Source organism: Halomonas sp. (genome assembly GCF_031581305.1).
Classification (GTDB): Bacteria; Pseudomonadota; Gammaproteobacteria; order Pseudomonadales; family Halomonadaceae; genus Halomonas.
Genome location: NZ_JAVLBC010000026.1, coordinates 1 through 21,379 on the forward strand (window position 1 = coordinate 1; position 21,379 = coordinate 21,379).

Annotated in this window: 26 protein-coding genes; 8 read left to right on the plus strand and 18 right to left on the minus strand. The window is 65.2% G+C overall.

All coding sequences use genetic code 11. The annotated features are described in order from the left end of the window. From RI841_RS03960 to RI841_RS04005, 10 genes are all read right to left on the minus strand, one after another. A partial coding sequence (locus RI841_RS03960) for a DUF3429 domain-containing protein (RefSeq protein ID WP_310704303.1) occupies window positions 1–174 on the minus strand: 174 nt, incomplete at its 3' end. Next, window positions 174–1,472 (minus strand): DASH family cryptochrome, encoded by a 1,299-nt coding sequence (locus RI841_RS03965; RefSeq protein ID WP_310704281.1) that lies wholly within the window; start codon window positions 1,470–1,472, stop codon window positions 174–176. The genes RI841_RS03960 and RI841_RS03965, both read right to left, overlap by 1 nt. Beyond that, on the minus strand, window positions 1,469–1,621 hold the full coding sequence (locus RI841_RS03970) for a DUF2256 domain-containing protein (RefSeq protein ID WP_310704282.1): 153 nt from the start codon (window positions 1,619–1,621) through the stop codon (window positions 1,469–1,471). The genes RI841_RS03965 and RI841_RS03970 overlap by 4 nt, the downstream gene beginning before the upstream one ends. 131 nt (window positions 1,622–1,752) lie before the next feature. Beyond that, window positions 1,753–2,157, minus strand: coding sequence for a monovalent cation/H(+) antiporter subunit G (gene mnhG, locus RI841_RS03975; RefSeq protein ID WP_310704283.1), 405 nt, complete (start codon window positions 2,155–2,157; stop codon window positions 1,753–1,755). Beyond that, complete coding sequence (locus RI841_RS03980; RefSeq protein WP_282736899.1) at window positions 2,150–2,419, minus strand: monovalent cation/H+ antiporter complex subunit F; 270 nt, start codon at window positions 2,417–2,419, stop codon at window positions 2,150–2,152. Before RI841_RS03980 ends, mnhG begins: the two co-directional genes overlap by 8 nt. 17 nt (window positions 2,420–2,436) lie before the next feature. Further along, window positions 2,437–2,910, minus strand: a complete 474-nt coding sequence (locus RI841_RS03985; protein WP_310704284.1) for a Na+/H+ antiporter subunit E — start codon at window positions 2,908–2,910, stop codon at window positions 2,437–2,439. Next, entirely contained in the window at window positions 2,907–4,424 is a 1,518-nt protein-coding gene (locus RI841_RS03990; protein ID WP_310704285.1) for a Na+/H+ antiporter subunit D, read from the minus strand. Before RI841_RS03990 ends, RI841_RS03985 begins: the two co-directional genes overlap by 4 nt. Further along, window positions 4,421–4,768, minus strand: a complete 348-nt coding sequence (locus RI841_RS03995) for a Na+/H+ antiporter subunit C (RefSeq protein ID WP_310704286.1) — start codon at window positions 4,766–4,768, stop codon at window positions 4,421–4,423. The genes RI841_RS03990 and RI841_RS03995 overlap by 4 nt, the downstream gene beginning before the upstream one ends. Before the next feature lie 9 nt (window positions 4,769–4,777). Beyond that, on the minus strand, window positions 4,778–5,212 hold the full coding sequence (locus tag RI841_RS04000) for a Na+/H+ antiporter subunit B (RefSeq protein ID WP_310704287.1): 435 nt from the start codon (window positions 5,210–5,212) through the stop codon (window positions 4,778–4,780). Continuing rightward, window positions 5,205–7,547: a putative monovalent cation/H+ antiporter subunit A gene (locus RI841_RS04005; RefSeq protein WP_310704288.1), complete on the minus strand. Its 2,343-nt coding sequence runs from the start codon at window positions 7,545–7,547 to the stop codon at window positions 5,205–5,207. Before RI841_RS04005 ends, RI841_RS04000 begins: the two co-directional genes overlap by 8 nt. Window positions 7,548–7,808: 261 nt before the next feature. Here RI841_RS04005 and RI841_RS04010 point away from each other — a divergent pair, with 261 nt between their 5' ends. From RI841_RS04010 to RI841_RS04035, 6 genes are read left to right on the plus strand one after another with little or no spacing between them, the layout of a single operon-like run. Continuing rightward, a complete protein-coding gene (locus RI841_RS04010) occupies window positions 7,809–10,643 on the plus strand; it encodes a monovalent cation/H+ antiporter subunit A (RefSeq protein WP_310704289.1) in 2,835 nt (944 codons plus the stop codon). Further along, window positions 10,643–10,987, plus strand: a complete 345-nt coding sequence (locus tag RI841_RS04015) for a Na+/H+ antiporter subunit C (RefSeq protein ID WP_310704290.1) — start codon at window positions 10,643–10,645, stop codon at window positions 10,985–10,987. The genes RI841_RS04010 and RI841_RS04015 overlap by 1 nt, the downstream gene beginning before the upstream one ends. Beyond that, window positions 10,984–12,492, plus strand: a complete 1,509-nt coding sequence (locus RI841_RS04020) for a monovalent cation/H+ antiporter subunit D (RefSeq protein WP_310704291.1) — start codon at window positions 10,984–10,986, stop codon at window positions 12,490–12,492. The genes RI841_RS04015 and RI841_RS04020 overlap by 4 nt, the downstream gene beginning before the upstream one ends. Further along, on the plus strand, window positions 12,489–12,986 hold the full coding sequence (locus tag RI841_RS04025; protein WP_310704292.1) for a Na+/H+ antiporter subunit E: 498 nt from the start codon (window positions 12,489–12,491) through the stop codon (window positions 12,984–12,986). Before RI841_RS04020 ends, RI841_RS04025 begins: the two co-directional genes overlap by 4 nt. After that, a complete protein-coding gene (locus RI841_RS04030; protein WP_106230578.1) occupies window positions 12,980–13,249 on the plus strand; it encodes a K+/H+ antiporter subunit F in 270 nt (89 codons plus the stop codon). The genes RI841_RS04025 and RI841_RS04030 overlap by 7 nt, the downstream gene beginning before the upstream one ends. An 8-nt stretch (window positions 13,250–13,257) precedes the next feature. Next, a complete protein-coding gene (locus tag RI841_RS04035) occupies window positions 13,258–13,650 on the plus strand; it encodes a Na+/H+ antiporter subunit G (RefSeq protein WP_310704293.1) in 393 nt (130 codons plus the stop codon). Between the two features lie 57 nt (window positions 13,651–13,707). Here the strand turns inward: RI841_RS04035 and hemH are convergent, their stop codons facing one another. Next, entirely contained in the window at window positions 13,708–14,796 is a 1,089-nt protein-coding gene (gene hemH / locus RI841_RS04040) for a ferrochelatase (protein ID WP_310704294.1), read from the minus strand. Window positions 14,797–14,908: 112 nt separating this feature from the next. On the opposite strand from hemH, the gene RI841_RS04045 reads away from it, so the two are divergent. Together RI841_RS04045 and RI841_RS04050 are read left to right on the plus strand one after the other, a co-directional pair. Next, window positions 14,909–16,495: a cryptochrome/photolyase family protein gene (locus tag RI841_RS04045; protein WP_310704295.1), complete on the plus strand. Its 1,587-nt coding sequence runs from the start codon at window positions 14,909–14,911 to the stop codon at window positions 16,493–16,495. Then, entirely contained in the window at window positions 16,492–16,881 is a 390-nt protein-coding gene (locus RI841_RS04050; RefSeq protein WP_310704296.1) for a DUF393 domain-containing protein, read from the plus strand. Before RI841_RS04045 ends, RI841_RS04050 begins: the two co-directional genes overlap by 4 nt. An 8-nt stretch (window positions 16,882–16,889) precedes the next feature. Here the strand turns inward: RI841_RS04050 and RI841_RS04055 are convergent, their stop codons facing one another. From RI841_RS04055 to rpsF, 7 genes are all read right to left on the minus strand, one after another. Further along, complete coding sequence (locus tag RI841_RS04055; protein ID WP_310704297.1) at window positions 16,890–17,192, minus strand: DUF6482 family protein; 303 nt, start codon at window positions 17,190–17,192, stop codon at window positions 16,890–16,892. Between the two features lie 134 nt (window positions 17,193–17,326). Continuing rightward, window positions 17,327–17,620 carry a hypothetical protein gene (locus RI841_RS04060; protein WP_310704298.1) on the minus strand — a complete coding sequence of 98 codons (294 nt, stop codon included), beginning with the start codon at window positions 17,618–17,620 and terminating at the stop codon, window positions 17,327–17,329. A 70-nt stretch (window positions 17,621–17,690) separates the two neighbouring features. Continuing rightward, complete coding sequence (gene dnaB, locus RI841_RS04065; RefSeq protein ID WP_310704299.1) at window positions 17,691–19,079, minus strand: replicative DNA helicase; 1,389 nt, start codon at window positions 19,077–19,079, stop codon at window positions 17,691–17,693. A gap of 177 nt (window positions 19,080–19,256) precedes the next feature. After that, the gene (rplI, locus tag RI841_RS04070; protein ID WP_310704300.1) at window positions 19,257–19,703 is read right to left on the minus strand and encodes a 50S ribosomal protein L9; all 447 of its coding nucleotides are present in this window, start codon (window positions 19,701–19,703) and stop codon (window positions 19,257–19,259) included. Between the two features lie 16 nt (window positions 19,704–19,719). Beyond that, window positions 19,720–20,571 (minus strand): hypothetical protein, encoded by an 852-nt coding sequence (locus RI841_RS04075; protein WP_310704301.1) that lies wholly within the window; start codon window positions 20,569–20,571, stop codon window positions 19,720–19,722. Window positions 20,572–20,584: 13 nt separating this feature from the next. Then, window positions 20,585–20,812, minus strand: a complete 228-nt coding sequence (rpsR, locus tag RI841_RS04080; RefSeq protein WP_280546079.1) for a 30S ribosomal protein S18 — start codon at window positions 20,810–20,812, stop codon at window positions 20,585–20,587. A gap of 33 nt (window positions 20,813–20,845) precedes the next feature. After that, complete coding sequence (gene rpsF / locus RI841_RS04085) at window positions 20,846–21,217, minus strand: 30S ribosomal protein S6 (protein WP_310704302.1); 372 nt, start codon at window positions 21,215–21,217, stop codon at window positions 20,846–20,848. Between the last annotated feature and the right edge of the window lie 162 nt (window positions 21,218–21,379).

A 21,379-nucleotide genomic window follows, 5' to 3' on the forward strand; every position in this document is an offset into this window, starting at 1 on the left:
CCACTGTACCCCGCCGAGAAATGACAGGATGACCGCGCTGTAGTAAAGAAAGACCTGGATCGAGACCACCTGCCAGGCCACGGGGGCCAGCCAGGCCGCCGCCGCAGTGAACAGGAAGGGCAGCAGGCCGGCAAGGCCGAGCCACAGCGACAGCGATGGGATCGAGGCGCGCATCACGGCCCCTCCAGATGGGCAGCGATGGCAGGCGCCTGCCAGAGGGCCGCATAGGTGCCGTCGGAATCGTAGCGCCTGGCCTGATCATGGATGTCCAGGGTGCGCGGCCGGGTATTGCACCTCTTTCCGGCCAGGTAGCGCCAGTTGCCCCAGTTGCTGGCCACGTCGTGGTCGATCAGGCAGTGCTCGAACCAGGCCGCGCCCAGGCGCCAGTCGCCCTCCAGCTCATTAACCAGGAAACTGGCCACATTCTGGCGCGCGCGATTGGATAGCCAGCCAGTGGCGGCCAATTCGCCCATGGCGGCATCCACGAAGGGAAGGCCGGTACGGCCATCGCACCAGGCGCGAAAGCCGTCGCTGGCTACCGGTAGCTCGCGCTTACCGAACAGAGATGCGCCCTCTTGCCGCGCCGCCCAGTGGAAGTAGTCGCGCCACAAGAGCTCAAAGACCACCCAGTAGCTCGAGTCGTTGGCGCCGTGTCTGGCCTCCCAGGCGCGCACCGCATCATGTACCTGGCGAGCCGACAGGCAACCCTGGGCCAGCCAGGGTGAGAGCCGCGTGGAGAAGTCAGTGCCCAACAGACCATTACGGGTCTGCTTGTAGCACCTCACGGCGCCGCTCTCCCACAGGTAGTGATCGAGCCGTGCCCGACCCGCCGCCTCACCGCCGGCAAAGGCAAAGCCACCACGGGGATCCGGGGACCAGGCAGCTGCCCGACTGCAGACCTTGCCCAGCGGGGGAAAGCCTCGCGGGGCACTCGATGGCCAGCCGGGAAGGGTCACCGGTGCCGGGAGGGCGCAGGGTACCGCCCAGTCACGCTCCACCCTGCGACGAAATGCCGAGAACCCGGCGGGCAGATCGGCGATCGCCATGGGCAGAGAGGCTTCGTCGAACAGCGTACCCGCGTCAAGGCATGTCAGGGTCACCTCACTGCCCAGTCGTTCGGCCAGTTGTTCGTTGGCCCTTCTTTCTTCCCAGCCAGCATCGACACGCACCCGCACTTCATCGATATCGTGCTCGCCGGCCAATTCCGCTACCACATCAACGGGATTGCCGATGCGCACCAGCAGGTCGCTGCCGCGCTTGAGCATTTCTCCCCGCAGCGCGATCAGGCTCTCCCACAGGAAGCACAAGCGGGCCACGCCCATCCGTGATGCGTCAAGTCCAGGCAGGGATTCAAACCAGGCCTCATCCAGCACATAGACGCAAAGCAATGACTCGGGAGGCGTTGAAAAGTGGAACAAGGGATTGTCGGCCAGGCGCAGATCGCTGCGCAGCCACACCAGCGTCAAGCTCATGGGGTGACTCCTGCGCGACGTGCCTCGCGCCGGCAGCGCTCACTGCAGTAGCGCACCTCCTCCCAGCAGCGCATCCACTTGCGCCGCCAGGCAAAGGGTCTTCGGCAGTGGCCGCAGGGCTTGCTGGGCAGGTGATGTTTGCGATGCACGATGGAACCCCATAATCATGGACAGATTCTTATTATCGTACAATATATGTACAATTTAAAGTCCTGACGTTCCCCCATCACGGCAGAAGGCCGCCATGAGGCGGCCTTCAACGAGAGGGTGGTGCGATGATTCAGGGTGCGTCGGTCTCCTTGGGTTCGCGCCGGGCGTTACCCTCGGTCTCCCTGCCGCTCTTGAGCTCGTGGGTCAGGGGATCGTAGTTGGGCTTGAGCTCGTCCTTCACCGTGCCGCTCCACAGCCGGGAGCCGACAAAGTAGCCCGCCCGGCCGATCACATGGGCCGCCACCGGTGCGGTCATCATGATGAAGAGGATCACGCCGAAGGCCCGCGCCACCACCGCAACCTGGGCGAAGTGCATTGCCACCGCCAGCATGATCAGAGTGGCCCCCAGGGTCGCGGCCTTGGTGGTGGCGTGCATGCGGGTCAGCAGGTCGGGCAGACGTACCACCCCGAGCGCCGCCAGAAACATGAAGATCGCGCCGGCGAGGATGAGCCCGCCTTTCAGGAACTCAATCATCCCGGGGGCCCCCGCGTTCCAGAAAGCGGGCGAAGCCGATGGCGGCCATGAATGCCATCAGTGCCATGACGATGGCCACGTCCAGCAGGCTCGGCACGTCGGTGGCGATGGCGATCACCCCGATGATGCCGACGAGGATCGACGAGAAGAGCTCCAGGGCCACCACCCGGTCCGGCAGGCTGGGACCACGGAAAAGCCGCACGAAGGCCAGGCACAGTGCCAGGGCCATTACCGCCAGGCTCAGCAGGATCACGGTCGACACGTGTTCACCTCCTTTCACTAATGGAAAAGCGCCAGCGCCCGGCGCTCCAGCTCCGCCAGACTGCGCCTCAGCGCCGGTTCGTCGTCCAGGAACATGGCATGGATATAGAGCACGCGACGGTCGTCCGACACATCCAGGCTCAGGGTGCCCGGCGTCAACGAGATCAGGTTGGCGACGAAAGCGATCTCGAACTCGGTGCTGGCCTTCAGCGGCATGGCGATCACCCCCGGCTTCATGTACCAGGGCGGCGTGACGATGTCGTAGGAGACTTTCAGGTTGGCCATCACCAGCTCCTTGAGGAAGAAGCCGACGAAGCGGATCAACCGCGGTAGCCGCTGGGCATGCCCGGCCAGCGCCGGCACCTGCGGCTGAATCAGTGCCAGCACAAGGTAGCCGAAGAGCAACCCGGCCAGCAGATTGCGGCCGCTGAAGTCGCCGGAGAGCACGATCCAGGCAAAGCCCAGTAGCAGGTTCCAGGCGGCCCCGATCATGGCGTCACCTCGCTGGCCTGGCCAAGCACGGCCTCGATATAGCGCTCGGGCGCCAGCAGCTGGGCGGCGGATGCCTCGGCCAGGGCATAGATGGGCTGGGCATTGAGGCCGATGAACAGGGTGCAGAGTGCCAGTCCCACCACCGGCGCCGACATGAGCCACATCTCCCGCGAATTGACCGCTGGATAGGGATCGATGTCGCCTTCCGGCGGCGTCGACTTCCAGAACACCTCGGCCCAGATCTTGATCATCGAGTAGAGCGTGAGCAGGCCCACCAGCAAGGCGATGAAGGTCACCCCGTAGGCCTCGGCCTCGATGCCGGCGCGGATCACGATGAACTTGGCGAAGAAGCCCGAGAGAGGCGGCATGCCGGCCAGCGATAGCGCCGGAATCAGAAATAGCACAGCCAGCCAGGGGTGACTGCGGTACAGGCCGCCCAGCGACTTGAGCTGATAGGTGCCACGTAACCGATGGACGATGCCGCTGACCAGGAAGAGATTCGTCTTCACGATGATGTGATGCATGATGTAGAAGACCCCGCCGATGACCGCCAGCGGCGTGAACAGCGCCAGTCCCAGGATCATGTAGCCGATCTGGCTGACAATATGGAATGACAGGATGCGCCGGAACTCGAACTGCGCCGCCGCCCCCAGTACCCCGGAGAGCATGGTGAATCCCGCCCCCCACAGCAGGATTTCGTGGGTATAGCTCGGGTTCTGGTGGAAGATCAGCGTGAACACTCGGAACAGGGCATAGACCCCGACCTTGGTCAGCAGGCCGGCGAACAGCGCCGAGACGGCCACCGGCGGTGTGTGGTAGGAGGCAGGCAGCCAGAAGAACAGCGGGAAGGCCGCCGCCTTGATGCCGAAAGCCACCATGAACATCATCGCCAGGACATCGACCATGCCGTCGTCTTCCAGGGTCGCCAGGCGACGGGCGATATCGGCCATGTTGAGCGTGCCCACCATGCCGTAGAGCAGCCCCACCGCGACCAGGAAGATCACCGAGGAGACCAGGTTGAGGGTGACGTACTTGATCGCTCCCTCCATCTGCGCCTTCTCGCTGCCCAGGATCAACAGCGCGAAGGATGCCACCAGCATCACCTCGAACCAGACGTAGAGGTTGAAGATATCCCCCGTGAGGAAGGCGCCAGCGACCCCGGCCAGCAGCAGGTGCATCAGCGGGAAGTAGCCGTAGGCCTCGTGACCGCGCCCTACCGTGGCCAGCGAGAAGAGCGCCACGGCGAAGCCGATGATGCCGGTGAGTACCACCATGATCGCCCCCAGCAGGTCCGCGACCAGGCTGATGCCGAAGGGCGCGGGCCAGCCGCCCATCTGCATCACCAGAATGCCGTCGCGATTGACCGTGGCCAGCAGCCACAGGCTGGTCAACAGCAGGCCGGCGGTTCCGGCCACGGCGACAAACCGCTGCATGCTCCGGGAGCGCCAGAATACCAGCGACACGGCACCCGCCATCAGCGGGATAAGGATGGGCAGCGCGATCTGGGGATTCACGTGTCGGTATCCTTCATCTTGTCCAGGTCATCGGCACGCACGATCTCCCAGGCACGGCGCACCAGCACCACAGCGAACGACAATACCCCGAAGGCGATGACGATGGCGGTGAGCACCAGTGCCTGAGGCAGCGGGTCGGCCACCGCACCCTCGGGTGCGCTCAGACCCTTCGGCACCAGCGGCGGTGCGCCGCGAATCATGCCCGCTGTGGCAAAGATCAACAGGTTGGCGGCGTTGGAGAGCAGCATCAGCCCGATCACCAGCTTGACGATGGAACGGCGCAGCATCATGTAGATGGCAGCAGCGAACAGGATGCCGATCGTGATGGCCATCAAGGGTTCCATGGAGCCTCCTCAGCGTTCGTCGTCTTCCTGATCCGTCTTGACCAGGGCAGTGATCGCCGTGAGCACCGAGCCCACCACCACCAGGTAGACGCCGATATCGAAGATCAGTGGCGTCGAGGCCTTGAAGTCGATGACGGGGATGGTCCACCACTGGGCGGTGAAGAAAGGCTCGTCGACCCACCAGGCCGGCAGCGTCGAGAGCACCCCGAGCAGCAACCCCATGGCGACCAGGTCACGGGGCGACACCTTGAGCATCGCCTTCAGAGCTCGCCGCCCATAGGCGAAGAGATAGAGCGCGAAGGCGCCCGCCGCCACCAGGCCAGCGATGAAGCCGCCCCCCGGTTCATCATGCCCGCGCAGCAGCAGAAACAGCGAAAAGAGCAGCTGCAGCGGCAGCAGCAGTCGCGCCGCGGCCTTTAGAATCAGGGTGCCCGATCTAACCATCGTCTCGCTCCGGCGGCGGCACATGGTGCCGGGCATCGTACTCCTCGGCATGGAAGCGCAGCATGGCATAGACGCCGATGGCCGCCAGCGCCAGCACGAACATCTCGCCCAGCGTATCCAGCGCCCGAAAGTCCACCAGGATGACGTTGACGATGTTGTGGCCGTGACCCAGCGGCTGACTGTTCGCCACCATGTAATCCGAGATCCGCGGCAGCCGCTCGCCGGACAACACCGAGAGCATCAGCAGGGTAATCATTCCGCCGGTAAGACTCGCCACCGCCAGGTCACGAAGTCGCTCCACGGGCGTGGAGAGGGTGGCGAAGCGCGGCAGACGGAACAGCACCAGCACCAGCAGAATCACCGTCAGAGTCTCCACGAGCAGCTGGGTGATCGCCAGGTCCGGGGCGCTGAACAGCACGAAGGTCAGCGCGATGGAGAAGCCCATGACGCCAAGCGCCGCCACCGCCGCCAGGCGCGAGCGCATCACGCAGGCTGCCACGGCACCGGCGATCATCAGGCCGGCGACAACGGTTTCATGGAGGTAGAGCGACAGGGCAAAGTCGAACTCGAGGGTGTGTCGGAAGAAGAGCGCGTGGCCGACCAGGCCCACCAGCACCAGCAGGGTCATCACCAGATAGTTGCGGAGTTGCCCATTCTGCAACATGCGCGTCTGCCAGCCAGCAAAGGCCACCATGCCCGCCATCAGCGCCTCGTAGCCGGCCTCCGGGCCGCGGGCCATGAGCGGCTCGAGGCGAGCCAGCACTGCCCGCAGGCGATCCCAGTAGCGGTAAACCAGCAGCCCCAGCAGCAGGCTTGCCAGCGACAGTAGCAGAGGCAGATTGATGCCGTGCCAAATCGCGAGGTGCGCCTCGACAAGAGTCACCCCCGGCGCCACCCGGATACCCGCCACGGTGGCACTCACCAGGGGATCGAGCAGGCCCGGCGCCAGACCGAACAGCAACGACAGCACAGCCAGCAGAGCGGGCCCTGCAAGCATGGCATGCGGCGCCTCATGGGGCGCCCGGGGAGTCTCGCGGGGCGCACCGAAGAAGGGGCGCAGGGCGACGATGGCCGCCACGGCCAGGGTGAGGAAGGCCGCCGTGAAGGCGAGCAGCAGGATCAGCGGGCGCCAGGCGGACGCCTCGAGCACCGATGCGAACATCAGCTCCTTGCCCACGAAGCCCAGCAAGGGGGGCAACCCGGCCAGCGACAAGGCGGCGAGCCCGGCCACCACGGCGGTGAGCGGCATCACCCGACGCAGCCCCCCCATGGCGGTGACATCCTTGGTGCCGATCTCATGGTCGAGGATGCCGGCCACCATGAACAGCGCCCCCTTGTAGAGCGAGTGGGCCAGCAGGAAGGCCACGAAGGCGACCAGCGCCCCTTCGGTGCCGATGCCCAGCAGCATGGTCAGGGTGCCCAGCGCCATTACCGTGGAGTAGGCCAGCAGCTTCTTGACGTTGGTGTGCTGGATCGCCATGAAGGCGCCGGTGGCCATGGTCAACGCGCCCACCAACGAGAGGGTGATCACCCAGCCATCGGTACCGCCCAGGGCCGGATGCAGGCGGGCAAGCAGGTAGACACCCGCCTTGACCATGGTCGCCGAGTGCAGATAGGCGGAGACCGGCGTAGGCGCCGCCATGGCGTTGGGTAACCAGAAGTGAAAGGGAAACTGCGCCGACTTGGTGAAGGCGCCCAGCAGTACACAGACCAGTATCGGCGCATAAAGCGCATGTTCGCGCAGCAGTTCACCGCGGCGGGTCAGCTCGACCAGCGACCCGCTATCGCCGGCAATGGCGAGCATGACGAACCCGGCAAGCAGCGCCAGGCCGCCGCCCACGGTGACGAAGAGCCCCTGGAGGGCCGCCTTGCGGGCGGCGAGGTCGGTATGGTTGAAGCCGATCAGCAGGTAGGAGGTGATGCTGGTCAATTCCCAGAATACGAAGAGCGTGACCAGGTTGTCAGCCAGCACCAGGCCAAGCATCGACATCATGAAAGCGGTGATCACCACCAGGAAGCGCGGCAGGTCGCGATGGCCACGCAGGTACTCCCCCGAGTAGATCAGCACCAGGGCACCGATCACCGTGATCAGCATGGCGAACAGCCAGGCGAGACCGTCGATCAGGAAGGTCAGGGTGATATCGAGCCCCGGCACCCAGGCCCACTCCAGCAGCAGGACCTCGCCGGAGGCGACCGCTGGCCACTGGACGAGTAGCCAGGCCGCCAGGGAGACGGGCAGCAGGGCCATCACCAGCGGCGCCCGGGCCCCGAACCAGTGATGCAGCAGCGGGGCCATCCCCGCCACCACGAAGCCTCCCAGCACGGCAAGTTGCATCAGGCGCCCCCCTGTCATGACGGCGTTCGCGGGACCATCGCCGCCCCTAGCGCGTCGACCGATCAACTCTATAGAGACAAGGTGTTGAAAGGCAAGGAGGCGGCGAGCGAGTTCCCTTTGCGTTAGAGTGGAGAGAACCAAGCCATGGGGGGGGCACCCCGACCCAGGGACGGGGGTGCGACCGCATGCCGCTTGCGCCATCCTGTCCCGCGGGCACGCTGTGCCCTCCCCGTTTCCGGACTCTCGCAGGATGACCGATCGATGACATTACTGTGGATAGCCCTGTTGCCCTTGCTGGGGGTGCTGGTGCCCGCGTTCACCGAGCAACGCGGGCGACGTTTCTGCTCCCTGGCCACTGCGCTGCTGCCCGCGCTGGCCCTGCTGTTGACCCTCGGCCAGCTGCCGGCCCTGTCCGCCGGCGAGGCACTGCGCTTCGCCGTGGACTGGGTGCCCACCCTGAGCCTCGACCTGGCCTTCCGGCTGGACGGCCTGTCGCTGCTGTTCAACCTGCTGATCATCGGGATCGGCCTGCTGATCCTGCTCTACGCGCACTACTACCTGTCGCCGGAGGAGCCCTTCGGGCGTTTCTATGCCTACCTGATCCTGTTCATGGCTTCCATGGTCGGCATCGTGATGGCCGACAACCTGCTACTGCTGTGGCTCTTCTGGGAACTCACCAGCATCTCCTCGTTCCTGCTGATCGGCTTCTGGTCGCACCGCAGCGATGCCCGCAAGGGGGCGCGCATGGCGCTGACCGTGACCGGCGCCGGTGGCCTGGCGCTGCTCGCCGGCCTGCTTTTGCTGGGCGACATGGTCGGCAGCTATGCCATGGACGAGGTGTTGGCCAGCGGTGAAATCATCCTGGCCGACCCCCGCTACCCTCTGATGCTGGGGCTGGTACTGCTCGGCGCCTTCACCAAGTCGGCGCAGTTTCCCTTCCAGTTCTGGCTGCCCCATGCCATGGCCGCCCCCACCCCGGTCTCCGCCTATCTGCACTCGGCGACCATGGTCAAGGCCGGCATTTTCCTGATGGCGCGGCTGCACCCGGCTATCGCCGGCAGCGAGCTTTGGTCGGTGACCGTCTCGCTGGTCGGCATGGCCACCCTGCTCTACGGCGCCTGGTTCGCCCTGCTCAAGACCGACCTCAAGGGCATCCTGGCCTTCTCCACGGTCAGTCACCTGGGACTGATCACCGTGTTGCTGGGGATCGGTACGCCCATGGCCGTGCTCGCGGCCCTCTTCCACATCCTCAATCACGCCACCTTCAAGGCGGCGTTGTTCATGTGCTCGGGTATCATCGACCACGAGGCCGGCACTCGCGAGCTGAGACGCCTCGGCGGCCTGCGCCGTGCCATGCCGGTCACCGCGGCGCTGACCAGCGTGGCAGGGGCCGCCATGGCCGGGGTGCCGTTGCTCAACGGCTTCCTGTCCAAGGAAATGTTCTTCACCGAGACCCTGGCGAGCCCGGTGCTGGGTGGGCTGAGCTGGTTGCTGCCGGTGCTGGCGACCCTGGGCGGCGTCCTCTCGGTGGCCTACTCGCTGCGCCTGGTGCATGCGGTGTTCTTCAAGCCTGCCCGCGAGGCTCCGCCCAGGTCGCCCCATGAGCCGCCCTGGCTGATGCGCGCCCCGGTGGTGCTGCTGGTGGTGCTGTGCGTGGTGGTGGGCCTGGCCCCCGTGCTGGCGGAGGGGCTGCTGGGCCTGGCCCTGGTGCCAGTGCTGGGCGAGGCGTTCGACTTCCACCTGGCGCTCTGGCACGGCCTCAATCTGCCGCTGTTGATGAGCCTGGTGGCGCTGGTCGCTGGGGTGGCGACCTACTGGCGCCATCCCGACCTGCGCCGCTTCCTCAAGGTATTCCGCCCGGTGGATGCCCGCCAGGTGTTCGAGGCCGCCATACAACGGCTGGGACGCGGCGCCGAGGCGGGCCTGGCCTGGTTCGACGGTGGTTCGCTGCAGCGCTACATGACCTGGCTGCTCCTCGCCGCCCTGCTGATGGGGGGGCTGGGCCTGGCCGGCATGCCGCTGCTCACCGGCAGCAAGGGCAACCAGCCCGTGGACGGCATCCTGCTGCTGGGGGCCGGCCTGCTGATCTTCGGCGGCATCGGCACCGCCGTCACCCATCGCTATCGCCTGATCTCGCTACTGATGCTCTCGGTGGTCGGTCTGGTGGTCGCCCTGACCTTCGCCCGCTTCTCCGCGCCCGACCTGGCACTGACCCAGCTCTCGGTGGAGGTGGTGACCATGATCCTGCTGATGCTGGCGCTGTTCTTCCTGCCCCAGAAGACGCCCCGGGAATCTTCGCATCGCCGCAACCTGCGCGACTTAGTACTGGCCGGCGCCCTGGGCATGGTGGTCGGCAGCCTCAACTATGCGGTGCTGACGCGGGACAATGCGCCCATTTCAGGCTTCTTCCTGGAGAACAGCGTACCTGGCGGCGGCGGCCACAACGTGGTCAACGTCATCCTGGTGGACTTCCGGGGCTTCGATACCCTGGGCGAGATCACCGTGCTGGCGCTGGCGGGCCTGGCGATCTTCAAGCTGCTCAACCGGCTGCGGCTGTTCATGCCACACAGCGACGGCGAGGGCCGCCTCTGGTCGCCGGACCGCTATCCGGCGATCCTCACCTCCATCTCCATGGCGCTGCTGCCGCTGGCGTTGCTGGTGTCGGCGTTCATCTTCCTGCGCGGCCACAACCAGCCCGGCGGCGGCTTCATCGCCGGGCTGGTCACCGCCGTGGCGCTGATACTGCTTTACATGGCCCGCGGCGTGGAGTGGACCCAGCAGCGCCTCGACTTCCCTTACCAGCCGGTAGCGATCGCCGGGGTGGCCATCGCCACCCTCACGGGGCTGGGCAGTTGGCTGTTCGGCCACCCCTTCCTGACCTCGGCGTTCAGTCACGTCCACCTGCCGCTGGTCGGCGAGTTCGAGCTGGCCACCGCCATGCTCTTCGACCTCGGCGTCTACCTGGCCGTAGTGGGGGCTACGCTGATGATCCTCGCCAATCTGGGCAAGGTCACCACCCCACACCGTCCAGCCAAGGAAGCTGCCGGCAGCTCCGATATCCCTCCCACCTCACGACCCGGCAAGGAGAAACGCTGATGGAAAGCCTCTACGCCACCACCACCGGCGTGCTCACCGCCTGCGGGCTCTATCTGGTCCTGCGCGGCCGCACCTTCCCGGTGGTGGTCGGCCTCACCCTGCTCTCCTATGCGGTCAACCTCTTCCTGTTCTCCATGGGCGGGCTGACCACCGACGGGGCCGCCATTCTCGACGGGCCGGCGGACTATGCCGACCCGCTGCCCCAGGCGCTGGTGCTCACCGCCATCGTGATCGGCTTCGCCATGACCGCCTTCGTGGTGATCCTGGCCATGCGCGCCCGCAGTGAGGCGGGCAACGACCATGTCGACGGCCGCAAGCATGAAGACGGGGAGGGCCGCCCGTGATGCAGCATCTGATCGTCCTGCCCGTAGTGCTGCCGCTGGTTGCCGGCATCCTGCTGCTCTATCGCCGCCAGGGGGCCACCCGGGCCAAGCGCCTGGTCGGTGTCGTGGCGACGGCACTGCTGGTGGTGGTCGGCATCGCCCTGGTGGCCCGTGCCGCCAGCGGCGAGATCACCTACTATGCGCTGGGCGACTGGCAGCCGCCCTTCGGCATCGTGCTGGTGCTCGACCGCCTCTCGGCGCTGATGGTGCTGCTCACCGCGGTGCTCGCCCTGGGGGCGGTGGTGTTCGCCTGTGCCGGCGACGACGAACGCGGCAGCAACTTCCATGGCCTCTTCCAGTGGCAGCTGATGGGCATCAACGGGGCCTTCCTCACCGGTGATTTGTTCAACCTCTTCGTATTCTTCGAGGTGCTGCTGCTGGCCTCCTACGCCCTGCTGCTGCACGGCGGCGGCAAGGCACGCATCAAGGCCGGGGTGCACTACGTAGTGCTCAACCTGGCCGGCTCCTCGCTGTTCCTGATCGCCGTGGGCGTGCTCTACGGCGCCACCGGCACCCTCAACATGGCCGACATGGGAGTGCGCCTCGGCGAGCTGCCCGCCGAGCGGGCCGGGCTGGTGACCGCCGGCGGCCTGATGCTGCTGGTGGTGTTCGGTCTCAAGGCGGCGATACTGCCGCTCTATTTCTGGCTGCCGCGGGCCTATGCCGCCGCCCCGGCGCCAGTGGCGGCGCTGTTCGCCATCATGACCAAGGTCGGCATCTACGCCATCCTGCGCGTCTATTCGCTGGTCTTCGGCGATCATGCCGGGCCACTGGCGAACCTCGAGCAGGCCTGGGTGTGGTGGCTATCGCTGGGCACCCTGGTGGCGGCCGGGGTCGGCGTGCTGGCCGCCCGGGACCTGCGCCTGCTGGTGGCCTATCTGGTGCTGGTCTCGGTCGGCACCCTGCTGGCCGGCATCGGCATGGGCTCGCCGGCCGCCGTCTCCGCCCTGCTCTACTACCTGGTGCACACCACCCTGATCACCGGCGGGCTCTTCCTGCTGGCCGAGCTGATCGGCCTGCAGCGCGGCAAGGCCGGCACTCGCCTGGTCAGGGGGCGCCCCCTGCACCAGGGCGGCTGGCTGGCCGGGCTGTTCTTCATCGGCGCCGTAGCGGTGGCCGGCCTGCCCCCGCTCTCCGGGGCCATCGGCAAGGCCCTGCTGATGGCCTCGGCCGAGGGGGGCCAGCGCGCGTGGCTGTGGCCGCTCCTGCTGGGCACCGGCCTGTGCGCGCTGATTGCATTGTCCCGCGCAGGCTCCACGCTGTTTTGGCGCAGCCAAGGGGAGCCGATGGGCCTGCCCCTGCCTCGACGCCAGTGGTTCGGGGTCGCCTGGCTGCTGGGTGCCTCGCCTCTGCTGGTGGCCCTGGCCGGCCCGGTGAGTGACTATACCCGGGCCACCGCCGACCAACTGGCCAACCCCCAGGTGGTGGTCAACGCCCTGATGAACGATGCCGGAGGCACGCCATGATCAAGCCCCGTCCCTGGTTGCCGACCCCACTGCTGTCGATCCTGCTGCTGGCAGTGTGGCTGCTGCTGGTGCGCAGCACCGCCTTCGGCCAGCTCCTGCTGGGCACCGTCCTTGCCGTGGTGATCCCGCTGGCCACCCACCGCTTCTGGGATGCCCAGCCGCATGTGGCCCGGCCCTGGAAGCTGCTGCGCTTCGTGCTGCGTGTACTCGGCGACATCCTCGTCGCCAACATCGAGGTGGCCTGGCTGATCGTCAATCCCTGGCGCCGGCTGCGCCCGCATTTCGTCGAATACCCGCTGATGCTGGAGGACCGCTTCACCATCACCCTGCTGGCCAACACCATCAGCCTGACGCCGGGCACGGTATCGGCCAACCTGCGCCTGGACGGCCGGACCCTGCTGATCCATGCCCTGGATGTGGAGGACGAAGCGGAGCTGATCGCGCATATCCGCGAACGCTACGAGCGGCCGCTGAAGGAGATCTACGAATGCTAGACATTGCCCTGTGGACCAGCATGGCCCTGGTGGTGGCGGCCCTGCTGCTCAACGTCTACCGCCTGACGATAGGGCCGGACATGCCAGACCGGATCCTCGCGCTCGACACCATGTACGTGAATTCCATCGCGCTGATCGTGCTGATGGGACTGTGGCTGAACACCAAGACCTACTTCGAGTCGGCGCTGCTGATCGCCATGCTCGGGTTCATCAGCACCGTGGCGGTCTGCAAGTACCTGCTGCGCGGCGATATCATCGAATAGGAGGCCCCATGACGCTGTACGTGTTCCTCGAGGGCGTGATCGCCTTCCTGTTGGTCGCCGGAGGCGCCTTCGCCTTCATCGGCTCGCTGGGCATGGCCCACCTGCGCGACTTCTACATGCGCCTGCACGGGCCCACCAAGGCCACCACCCTGGGGATCGGCTGCATGCTGGTGGCCTCGATGCTCTATTTCTGGGTGATCGATGGCAAGCCCGACATCCAGGAGATGCTGATCACGCTGTTCCTGTTCATCACCGCCCCGGTCAGCGCCCACCTGCTGGCCAAGACCGGCCTGCACCTGCAACTGCGACACGAGGACAAGACGCGCGGTACCCCGCCCGAGCTGCGCAACGAGGAGGTCGGCGAGAAGCCGGTGCCCCACCCCGATCGCGGCCACGGCTGACACGTGTCAGGCGGGCCGTTGGCGGGCCCGAGGCTGGGTGGTAAGGGGCTGACAGATCTAGAGCCAGCCGCCCAGCTCGTTGTCGATGATCGAGAGCAGCGCGGCAATATGATCCTCTCGGTCATTCAGGCAGGGGATATAAGTGAAGGTCTCGCCGCCGGCCTCGAGGAAGCTCTCGCGAATCTCCTCCTCGATCTCCTCCAGGGTCTCAACGCAATCGGAGGAGAAGGCCGGCGATATCACGGCGATATGCTTCCTGCCCAGGCGGGCCAGCTCGGCGACGTGCTCTACGGTCGCCGGTCCCACCCACTCCTCGGGTCCGAACTTGGACTGGAAAGCGGTCTGGATTGCATCCTCCTCCCAGCCCAGCCGCTCTCGAAGCAAGCGTGTAGTCTTCTGGCACTGGCAGTGGTAGGGGTCACCTTCCAGCAGATAGCGCTTGGGCACCCCATGATAGGAGGCGACCAGCACCTCGGGTGGCATCTCGGCGGCGTCGAACGCCTCGCGCACGGAGTTCGCCAGGGCATCCATGTAGGCAGGGTGCTCGAAATAGGCGGGCACAGTGCGGATCGCTGGCTGCCACTTGAGCTTCATCAAGGTACGAAAGGCCTGATCGTTGGCCGTGGCCGTGGTCGGCGAAGCGTACTGCGGATAGAGCGGGAAGAAGAGAATGCGTTCGCAGCCAGCGGCCTGCAGGCGAGTCAGCACGCTGTCGGTGGAGGGATTGCCGTAGCGCATGCAGAAGTCCACCACCACGTTCTCACCATGCTGCTCGTGAAGCCCAGCTGCGATCTTGCGGGTCTGCTCCCGGGTAATGGTCAGAAGTGGGCTTTCATTCTTCTCGATGTTCCAGATACCGCGATAGGCTTCACCGGACTTGAAGGGGCGCCGCGAGAGGATGACCAACTGCAGCAGCGGCTGCCACTTCCAGTCCGCATAGTCGACCACCCGCTTGTCAGAAAGGAACTCGCTCAGGTAGCGGCGCATTGACCAGTAGTCGGTGGCATCCGGCGTACCCAGGTTGGCGAGCACTACGCCAACCTTGGGCTTGGCCACCGGCGGGTGGTCGGCCGGGGCATGGGCCAGCCGGCCCCTGCCCGGTGAGTCCAGGTCGGGGGAGGCCTTGTCCGGGTTCGGAGGGGTCATGCGGGAGCTCCTTGGGTCGATGAGACGATGTATTCTAGTCTATCAGTCTGCTCGCCTGGGGTGATATAAAGTTGTACTATTAAAGATATTTGTATAACTAGAGAGAAATCTCATGCCCCGACCGCTTGCGCTGCTGCTCGGCGACCAGCTGAGCCACGACATGGCCAGCCTGCGCGACCTGCCGGACGACGCGGTGATCGCCTTGTGCGAGGTGTCCATGGAGGGCACCTATGTCCCCCACCACCCTCAGAAGATCGCCCTGATCCTGTCCGCCATGCGCCACTTCGCCGCCGAGCTTCGCGAGAGGGGTCATCACGTCCACTACAGCGCCCTGGACGACCCCGACAATACTCAGGCGCTGATCGCGGAAGCGGAACGGCTGGCCAACGTCTACGACTGCGACGAGGTGCAGGTGGTGCGCCCCGGCGAATGGCGGCTGTGGCAGACGATGCGCGAGCGTCAGGATGCCTCCCTGCCCTGGCGCCTGATCGAGGATGACCGCTTCTTCACGACGCCGGAGGAGTTCGCCGCCTGGGCCGAGGGCCGCAAGGCACCGCGCATGGAGCATTTCTACCGCGAGCAGCGCCGCCGCACCGGCCTGCTGATGGAGGATGACACGCCGGCCGGTGGCCAGTGGAACTTTGACCATGACAACCGCGAGCCGCTGCCCCAGGCGCTGGCCATACCCGACCCGCCGCGTCACCGCCATGACGCCGTCACTCGAGAAGTGCTGTCACTGGTGACAGAGCATTTCGCCGAGCATTTCGGCTCCTTGGAGCACTTTCACTGGCCGGTAACGCGTCGTGAGGCCCTGGTAGACCTGCGCCACTTCCTTGAGCATCTGCTCCCCGACTTTGGCCGCTTTCAGGACGCGATCAGCGACGCCGAGCCCTTTCTCTTTCACTCTCGACTCTCAGCGGCCCTCAATATTGGCCTCCTCTCGCCCCACGAGGTGTGCGAGACGGTCGAGCGGGAGTACCTCGAGGGACGTGCCCCCCTCAACTCGGTGGAGGGCTTTATACGCCAGGTGCTGGGCTGGCGCGAGTATGTGCGCGGTCTCTACTGGACGCGGATGCCCGACTACAAGCGTCGCAATGCCCTGGGGGCAGGGCGTTGCCTGCCGGCTGCTTTCTGGAGTGGTGACACCGAACTACACTGCTTGAAGCGCGCCATCGAGATGACCCACGATCATGCCTATGCTAACCATATTCAGCGGCTGATGGTCACCGGCAACTTCGCGCTGCTCTGCGACGTAGCGCCCGCGGCACTCTGCGACTGGTACCTGGCCGTCTATGCCGATGCCTGCGAATGGGTAGAACTGCCCAACACCCTTGGCATGGTGCTGCACGCCGATGGGGGGCTGATGGGCTCAAAGCCCTACTGTGCTTCAGGAAAGTACATCGATCGCATGTCGGATCACTGTCGGCATTGCCGCTTCGACCCGAAACAGGCCACGGGCCCCGATGCCTGCCCCTTCAACAGCCTCTACTGGGCCTTTCTCGAACGTCATGCCGATACCCTGAGCGGTAATCCGCGAATGTCGCTGATCTACGGCAGCCTCCGACGCATGAAAGACGACAAGCGCGCGGCCATGCGCGAGCAAGCCGCGGCCTTCCTGGCGGAACTCGAGACCGCGCCGGCCTATGGGCAGGGCGAGCACCTAGCGGGCTATGACGCCACTCAGGAGACGACGCCATGACAAGAGGTGAGCCTCTCGAGGCCCGCGCCCCGGTGACCCTCTATCACGACGGTCACTGCCCGCTGTGCCAGCACGAGGTGGCCTGGCTGGGGCGCCACCCGCACCGCGCACGAGTCAGGCTGGTGGATATACAGGCAACGGGTTTCGACGCTGCAGCGCTTGGCACCAGTTTCGAGGCGATGATGGGCCGGTTACACGTCCGCGACGCAGAAAACCGCTGGTACATCGGCATGGAGGCCAGCCGGGCGCTCTATGCGGTGCTGGGCTATCGACGGCTGGTGTGGCTGAGCACCCTGCCAGGGGTGGCGGGCATGATGGATGCAGGATATCGGTGGTTTGCCCGCCGCCGTCTGCGCCTGGGGCGCTGGCTGGAAAGGCGGCGGTAGGGGGAGGTTCAGAAGACCAACGGCATGCGTGACGTCAGCGGATCTTGGTAGTGGGTCTCACGCCCGGTGACCTCATCGTGAGGCACCTGCTGAACCAGGTAGGCGCGGTGAATGCCGACGCGCTTGAGCTCCAGATAGACATCATCCAGCGAGCGGAAAAGCATCGGCTTGGCGGCACGGGTCAGCATGTGGCGTTGCCCCTCCACGTCCTCCAGTTCAACCTGGTAGAACCGGTTGCCGGCATGACCGATCACGCGAATTTCGAAGTTGTCGTGGCTCGCCACGAAGGCTTTCAGTTCCTGGAATTCCATGGCTCCTGCCTCCTGATGTCCGGGTCGATGATGTCGAGATACACGATCAGGCACAGCCTGACTGCACCCGATGACAGTATCGTGTCGTCGACGTTACCTTGCTGTGACCCTGACCATATCGTCAGGTTCCGGACCTACTGATATTCGGAGGGGTCGATCGCCTTACCCAGGGAATTGCGGTCCACCCAGTTGCCGGCCTTGGTCTCCTTGTAGCGGAACACCACCCGGTCGCCCACCTGAACCGGCAGCTCGGCGTCCTCGGTCTGGTAGCTGTAGGCCTCGCCGTCCACCACCAGGTGGTAACGATAGAGATCGGGCATGCCCAACCACTCCTTGAAGGGGCCTTCACGCTCCATCGACTGAAGCTCTCCGCGCCCCTCGAGCTTGGGGGTGCGTTGGCGATTGCTGCGTCGGAATCCGCCTGCCATGGTGCCTCCTTCCTGTGTGATACGAGGGCTCGGCATTATACGGGGCCGGCCACGGGACTCAAGAGCGGTCTTACTCGCCGAAAGCCTCGCGATAGCTGTCCGGTGCCAGGTCCTCGAAGCGGGTGTACTTGCCGATGAACGCCATGTGCACGGTGCCGATGGGACCGTTACGCTGCTTGCCGATGATGAATTCGGCCAGTCCCTGATTGTCAGGGTTATCCGGATTGTAGACCTCGTCACGATAGACGAAGCCGATGATATCAGCATCCTGCTCGATGGCACCGGACTCGCGAAGGTCCGACATCACCGGTCGCTTGTTGGGGCGCTGCTCCAGGGAGCGGTTGAGCTGGGACAACGCTACCACCGGACACCCGAACTCCTTGGCGATGCCCTTGAGCGAGCGGGAAATCTCGGAGATCTCGCCGGTGCGGTTCTCCGAGAAGCCGGGGATCTGCATCAGCTGCAGGTAATCGACCATGATCAGCGACAGGTTGCCCTGTTCACGGACCACACGACGGACGCGAGAGCGAATCTCGCCGGGTGATAATGCTGCGGTATCATCAATGAACAGCTGCTTGTCCTTGAGCAGGTTGACTGCCGAGGTCAACCGCGGCCAATCCTCGTCCTCCAGCTGACCGGTACGTACCCGAGTCTGGTCGATACGCCCCAACGAGGAGAGCATGCGCAACATGAGCGAGTCCGCGGGCATCTCCATGGAGAACACCATCACTGGCCTATCGCTGGAAATCACCGCATGCTCGACCAGGTTCATGGCGAAAGTGGTCTTGCCCATGGAGGGCCGACCGGCAACGATCACCAGGTCCGAGGGCTGCAAACCCGAGGTCATCTCGTCCAGGTCTCGGAAGCCAGTGGAAAGCCCTGTCATCTCGCCCTGCATATTGAACAGCTCGTCGATGCGATCCACCGCCTTGGTCAGCAGCTCGCTCATGCCGATCGGCCCTCCCGATTTGGGGCGCTCCTCGCTGATCTGGAACACCAGCCGCTCGGCCTCATCGACCAGTTCGTCAGCAGGGCGCCCCTGAGGGCTGAAGGCGCCATCGGCGATCTGGCTGGATACACGGATCAGCTTGCGCAGGGTAGCGCGCTCGCGGACGATGTCGGCATAGGCTCGGATATTGCTCGCCGAGGGTGTGCTGCGGGCCAGCTCCGCCAGATAGGCCAATCCACCCACGGTATCAAGCTGGTCGCGCCCCTCCAGCGCCTCGGATAGGGTCACCACGTCCAGAGGACGCTCTGCCTCCGCCAGGGTCGACATGACGTTGAAGATCAGGCGGTGCTCATAACGATAGAAGTCATCCGCCATCAGGCGTTCGGCCACGTTATCCCAGGCCTGATTATCGAGCATCAGGCCACCGAGCACGGACTGTTCGGCCTCCACTGAATGCGGTGGCACCTTGAGAGCGGCGGTTTCCCGATCGAGGGTGAGGGAGTCATTCATGGGGCGCGGACCTTCAGGGTGAAAGGGGCAGGCTCATTCTACGCGATGGCACGCACCGACCCCATGCCCGAAGCAAGACGACGACGCAAATTGATGTAACGAAAAGGGGGCGAGGATTGTCTCCTCGCCCCCTCCCTTGCCGAGGCACGCCCGCCAGGGGGTGCCGTCGCGCTAGCCTTACTCAGCCACGACCACCACACGGACGGTGGCATCGACTTCGGCGTGCAAGTGAAGGTTGATGTCGTACTCGCCGGTCTGGCGGATCGGGCCCTGCGGCATACGCACTTCGCTCTTGGCGACCTCGATTCCGGCGCTGGAGATAGCCTCGGCCAGGTCGCGCGGACCGATGGAGCCGAACAGCTTGCCCTCATCGCCTGACTTGGCGACCAGCGACAGCTCGATATCGTTGAGCTGTTCGGCACGCGACTCGGCTACGGCCTTGCGCTCGGCGGCCTCGGCCTCGAGCTCGGCACGCTGGGCCTGGAATGCCTCGATGTTGTCCTTGGTGGCCGGCACGGCCAGACCGTAGGGCACCAGATAGTTGCGGCCATAACCGGGCTTGACGGTGACCTGGTCACCCAGAGCGCCCAGCTTGCCAATCTTGTCGAGCAGAATGACGTCCATTCTCGTAAACCTCTTGTCAGTGGCTGCGGGCCAGTCGTCCGCGGAAGTCCGCGAACGTGTCGATGAAGGCCACGAGCAGCACAATGAGAATCATGGGCCAGGTGGTGATCAGCAGCACATAGAAGGCGACCAGCCACAGCCCGTTCATTCCCTTCAATCCGATAAAACCATGCACCAGCGCGATGCCGGCCACCAACAGCGGCACCCAGACCAGCATGCCCAGAGCTGGAAGCCCCAGCACCGCCCCCAATACCCCGAGCACCACCAGCACGGCGAGCTCGCGGGGGGCCAGGCGCAGGCCGTGAAACTCCTCACGAAACCCGCCAGGGTTGTAGAGCCCGGCCTGCCAAGCGCGCGCCAGGGCCAGGCAGGCCACGGCGGCGAGCAGCACGATCAGCGCGGTCACGCCACTGATCAACAGGCCGGCCATCTGCTCCGTATCCATGCCTTGGCGGGAAAGTTCGGCGAGCATCGACGCGATGTCCGGCGATCCCTGGCGAAGCTGCTCCAGCACGGGACCGGCCCCGCCCGGCGGCAGGAAAATCTCCAGCTGGATCATCACCGCTCCTGCCAGCATGCCGGCGAGCAGCGCCTCGCTCCAGCGCAGCCGTGAACGCAGCACCACTGCCATCAGCACGACCAGCAGGACGCTGGCCAGGGGGATGACATCCCCCTGGGTCCACCACCAACCGGCCGGCACGGCCGCGGCAAAGATCACGGGCAGCGACGCGGCCAGGCCGTGTCGTAGCGTGACCAGGGCGGCCACAGCGGCCCCCAGCCAGAACAACCAGGGAATCGCGGTGGCCACGGCAGCCCCAGCAGCGGCGTGGGGCGTGCCGCGCATCATCCAGCGGGCAACGGGTAACATCACGCGCGGTACGTTACTGGTGGCTGTCGGAGTAGGGCAGCAGCGCCAGGTAGCGTGCCCGCTTGATGGCGGTGGACAGCTGGCGCTGGTAACGGGCCTTGGTCCCGGTGATGCGGCTGGGAACGATCTTGCCGGTCTCGGTGATGTAGGCCTTGAGCGTGTCCAGATCCTTGTAGTCGATCTGCTTCACGCCTTCAGCGGTGAAACGGCAAAACTTGCGGCGACGGAAAAAGCGTGCCATGGAAAGTCTCCTTCAGCGGTGCGATGGGGTGGCTCAGGCGGATTCGGTGCTGCGCGGCTTCTCGTCGCGACGGACACGCTTCTCTTCCACCGGCTTCATCATCGGTGAGGCCTCGGTGACAGCTTCCTTGGCGCGAACCACCAGGCTGCGGATGATGGCGTCGTTGAAGCGGAAGATATTCTCGATCTCGTCGAGGGTCTCGCCGCTGCACTCGATGTTCATCAGCACGTAGTGAGCCTTGTGGATCTTGTTGATCGGGTAGGCCAGATGGCGACGACCCCAATCCTCGAGGCGATGCACGGTGCCGCCGTTCTCGGTGACGAGGCCGGTATAGCGCTCGACCATGGCCGGGACCTGCTCGCTCTGGTCCGGGTGGACCATGAAGACGATCTCGTAGTGACGCATGAAATCTCCTTGCGGTTTGGCAGCTTCCTCAGTGGCGATCTCGGATCGCTCAGGGGAAGCAAGGAGTGATTGTCAGCAGACAAATTGTCATAAGACAGAAAGGCCCGCTCGCAGGACGAACGGGCGCTAGCATTCTAAAGACTGTGCGCGGGGTACGCAAGC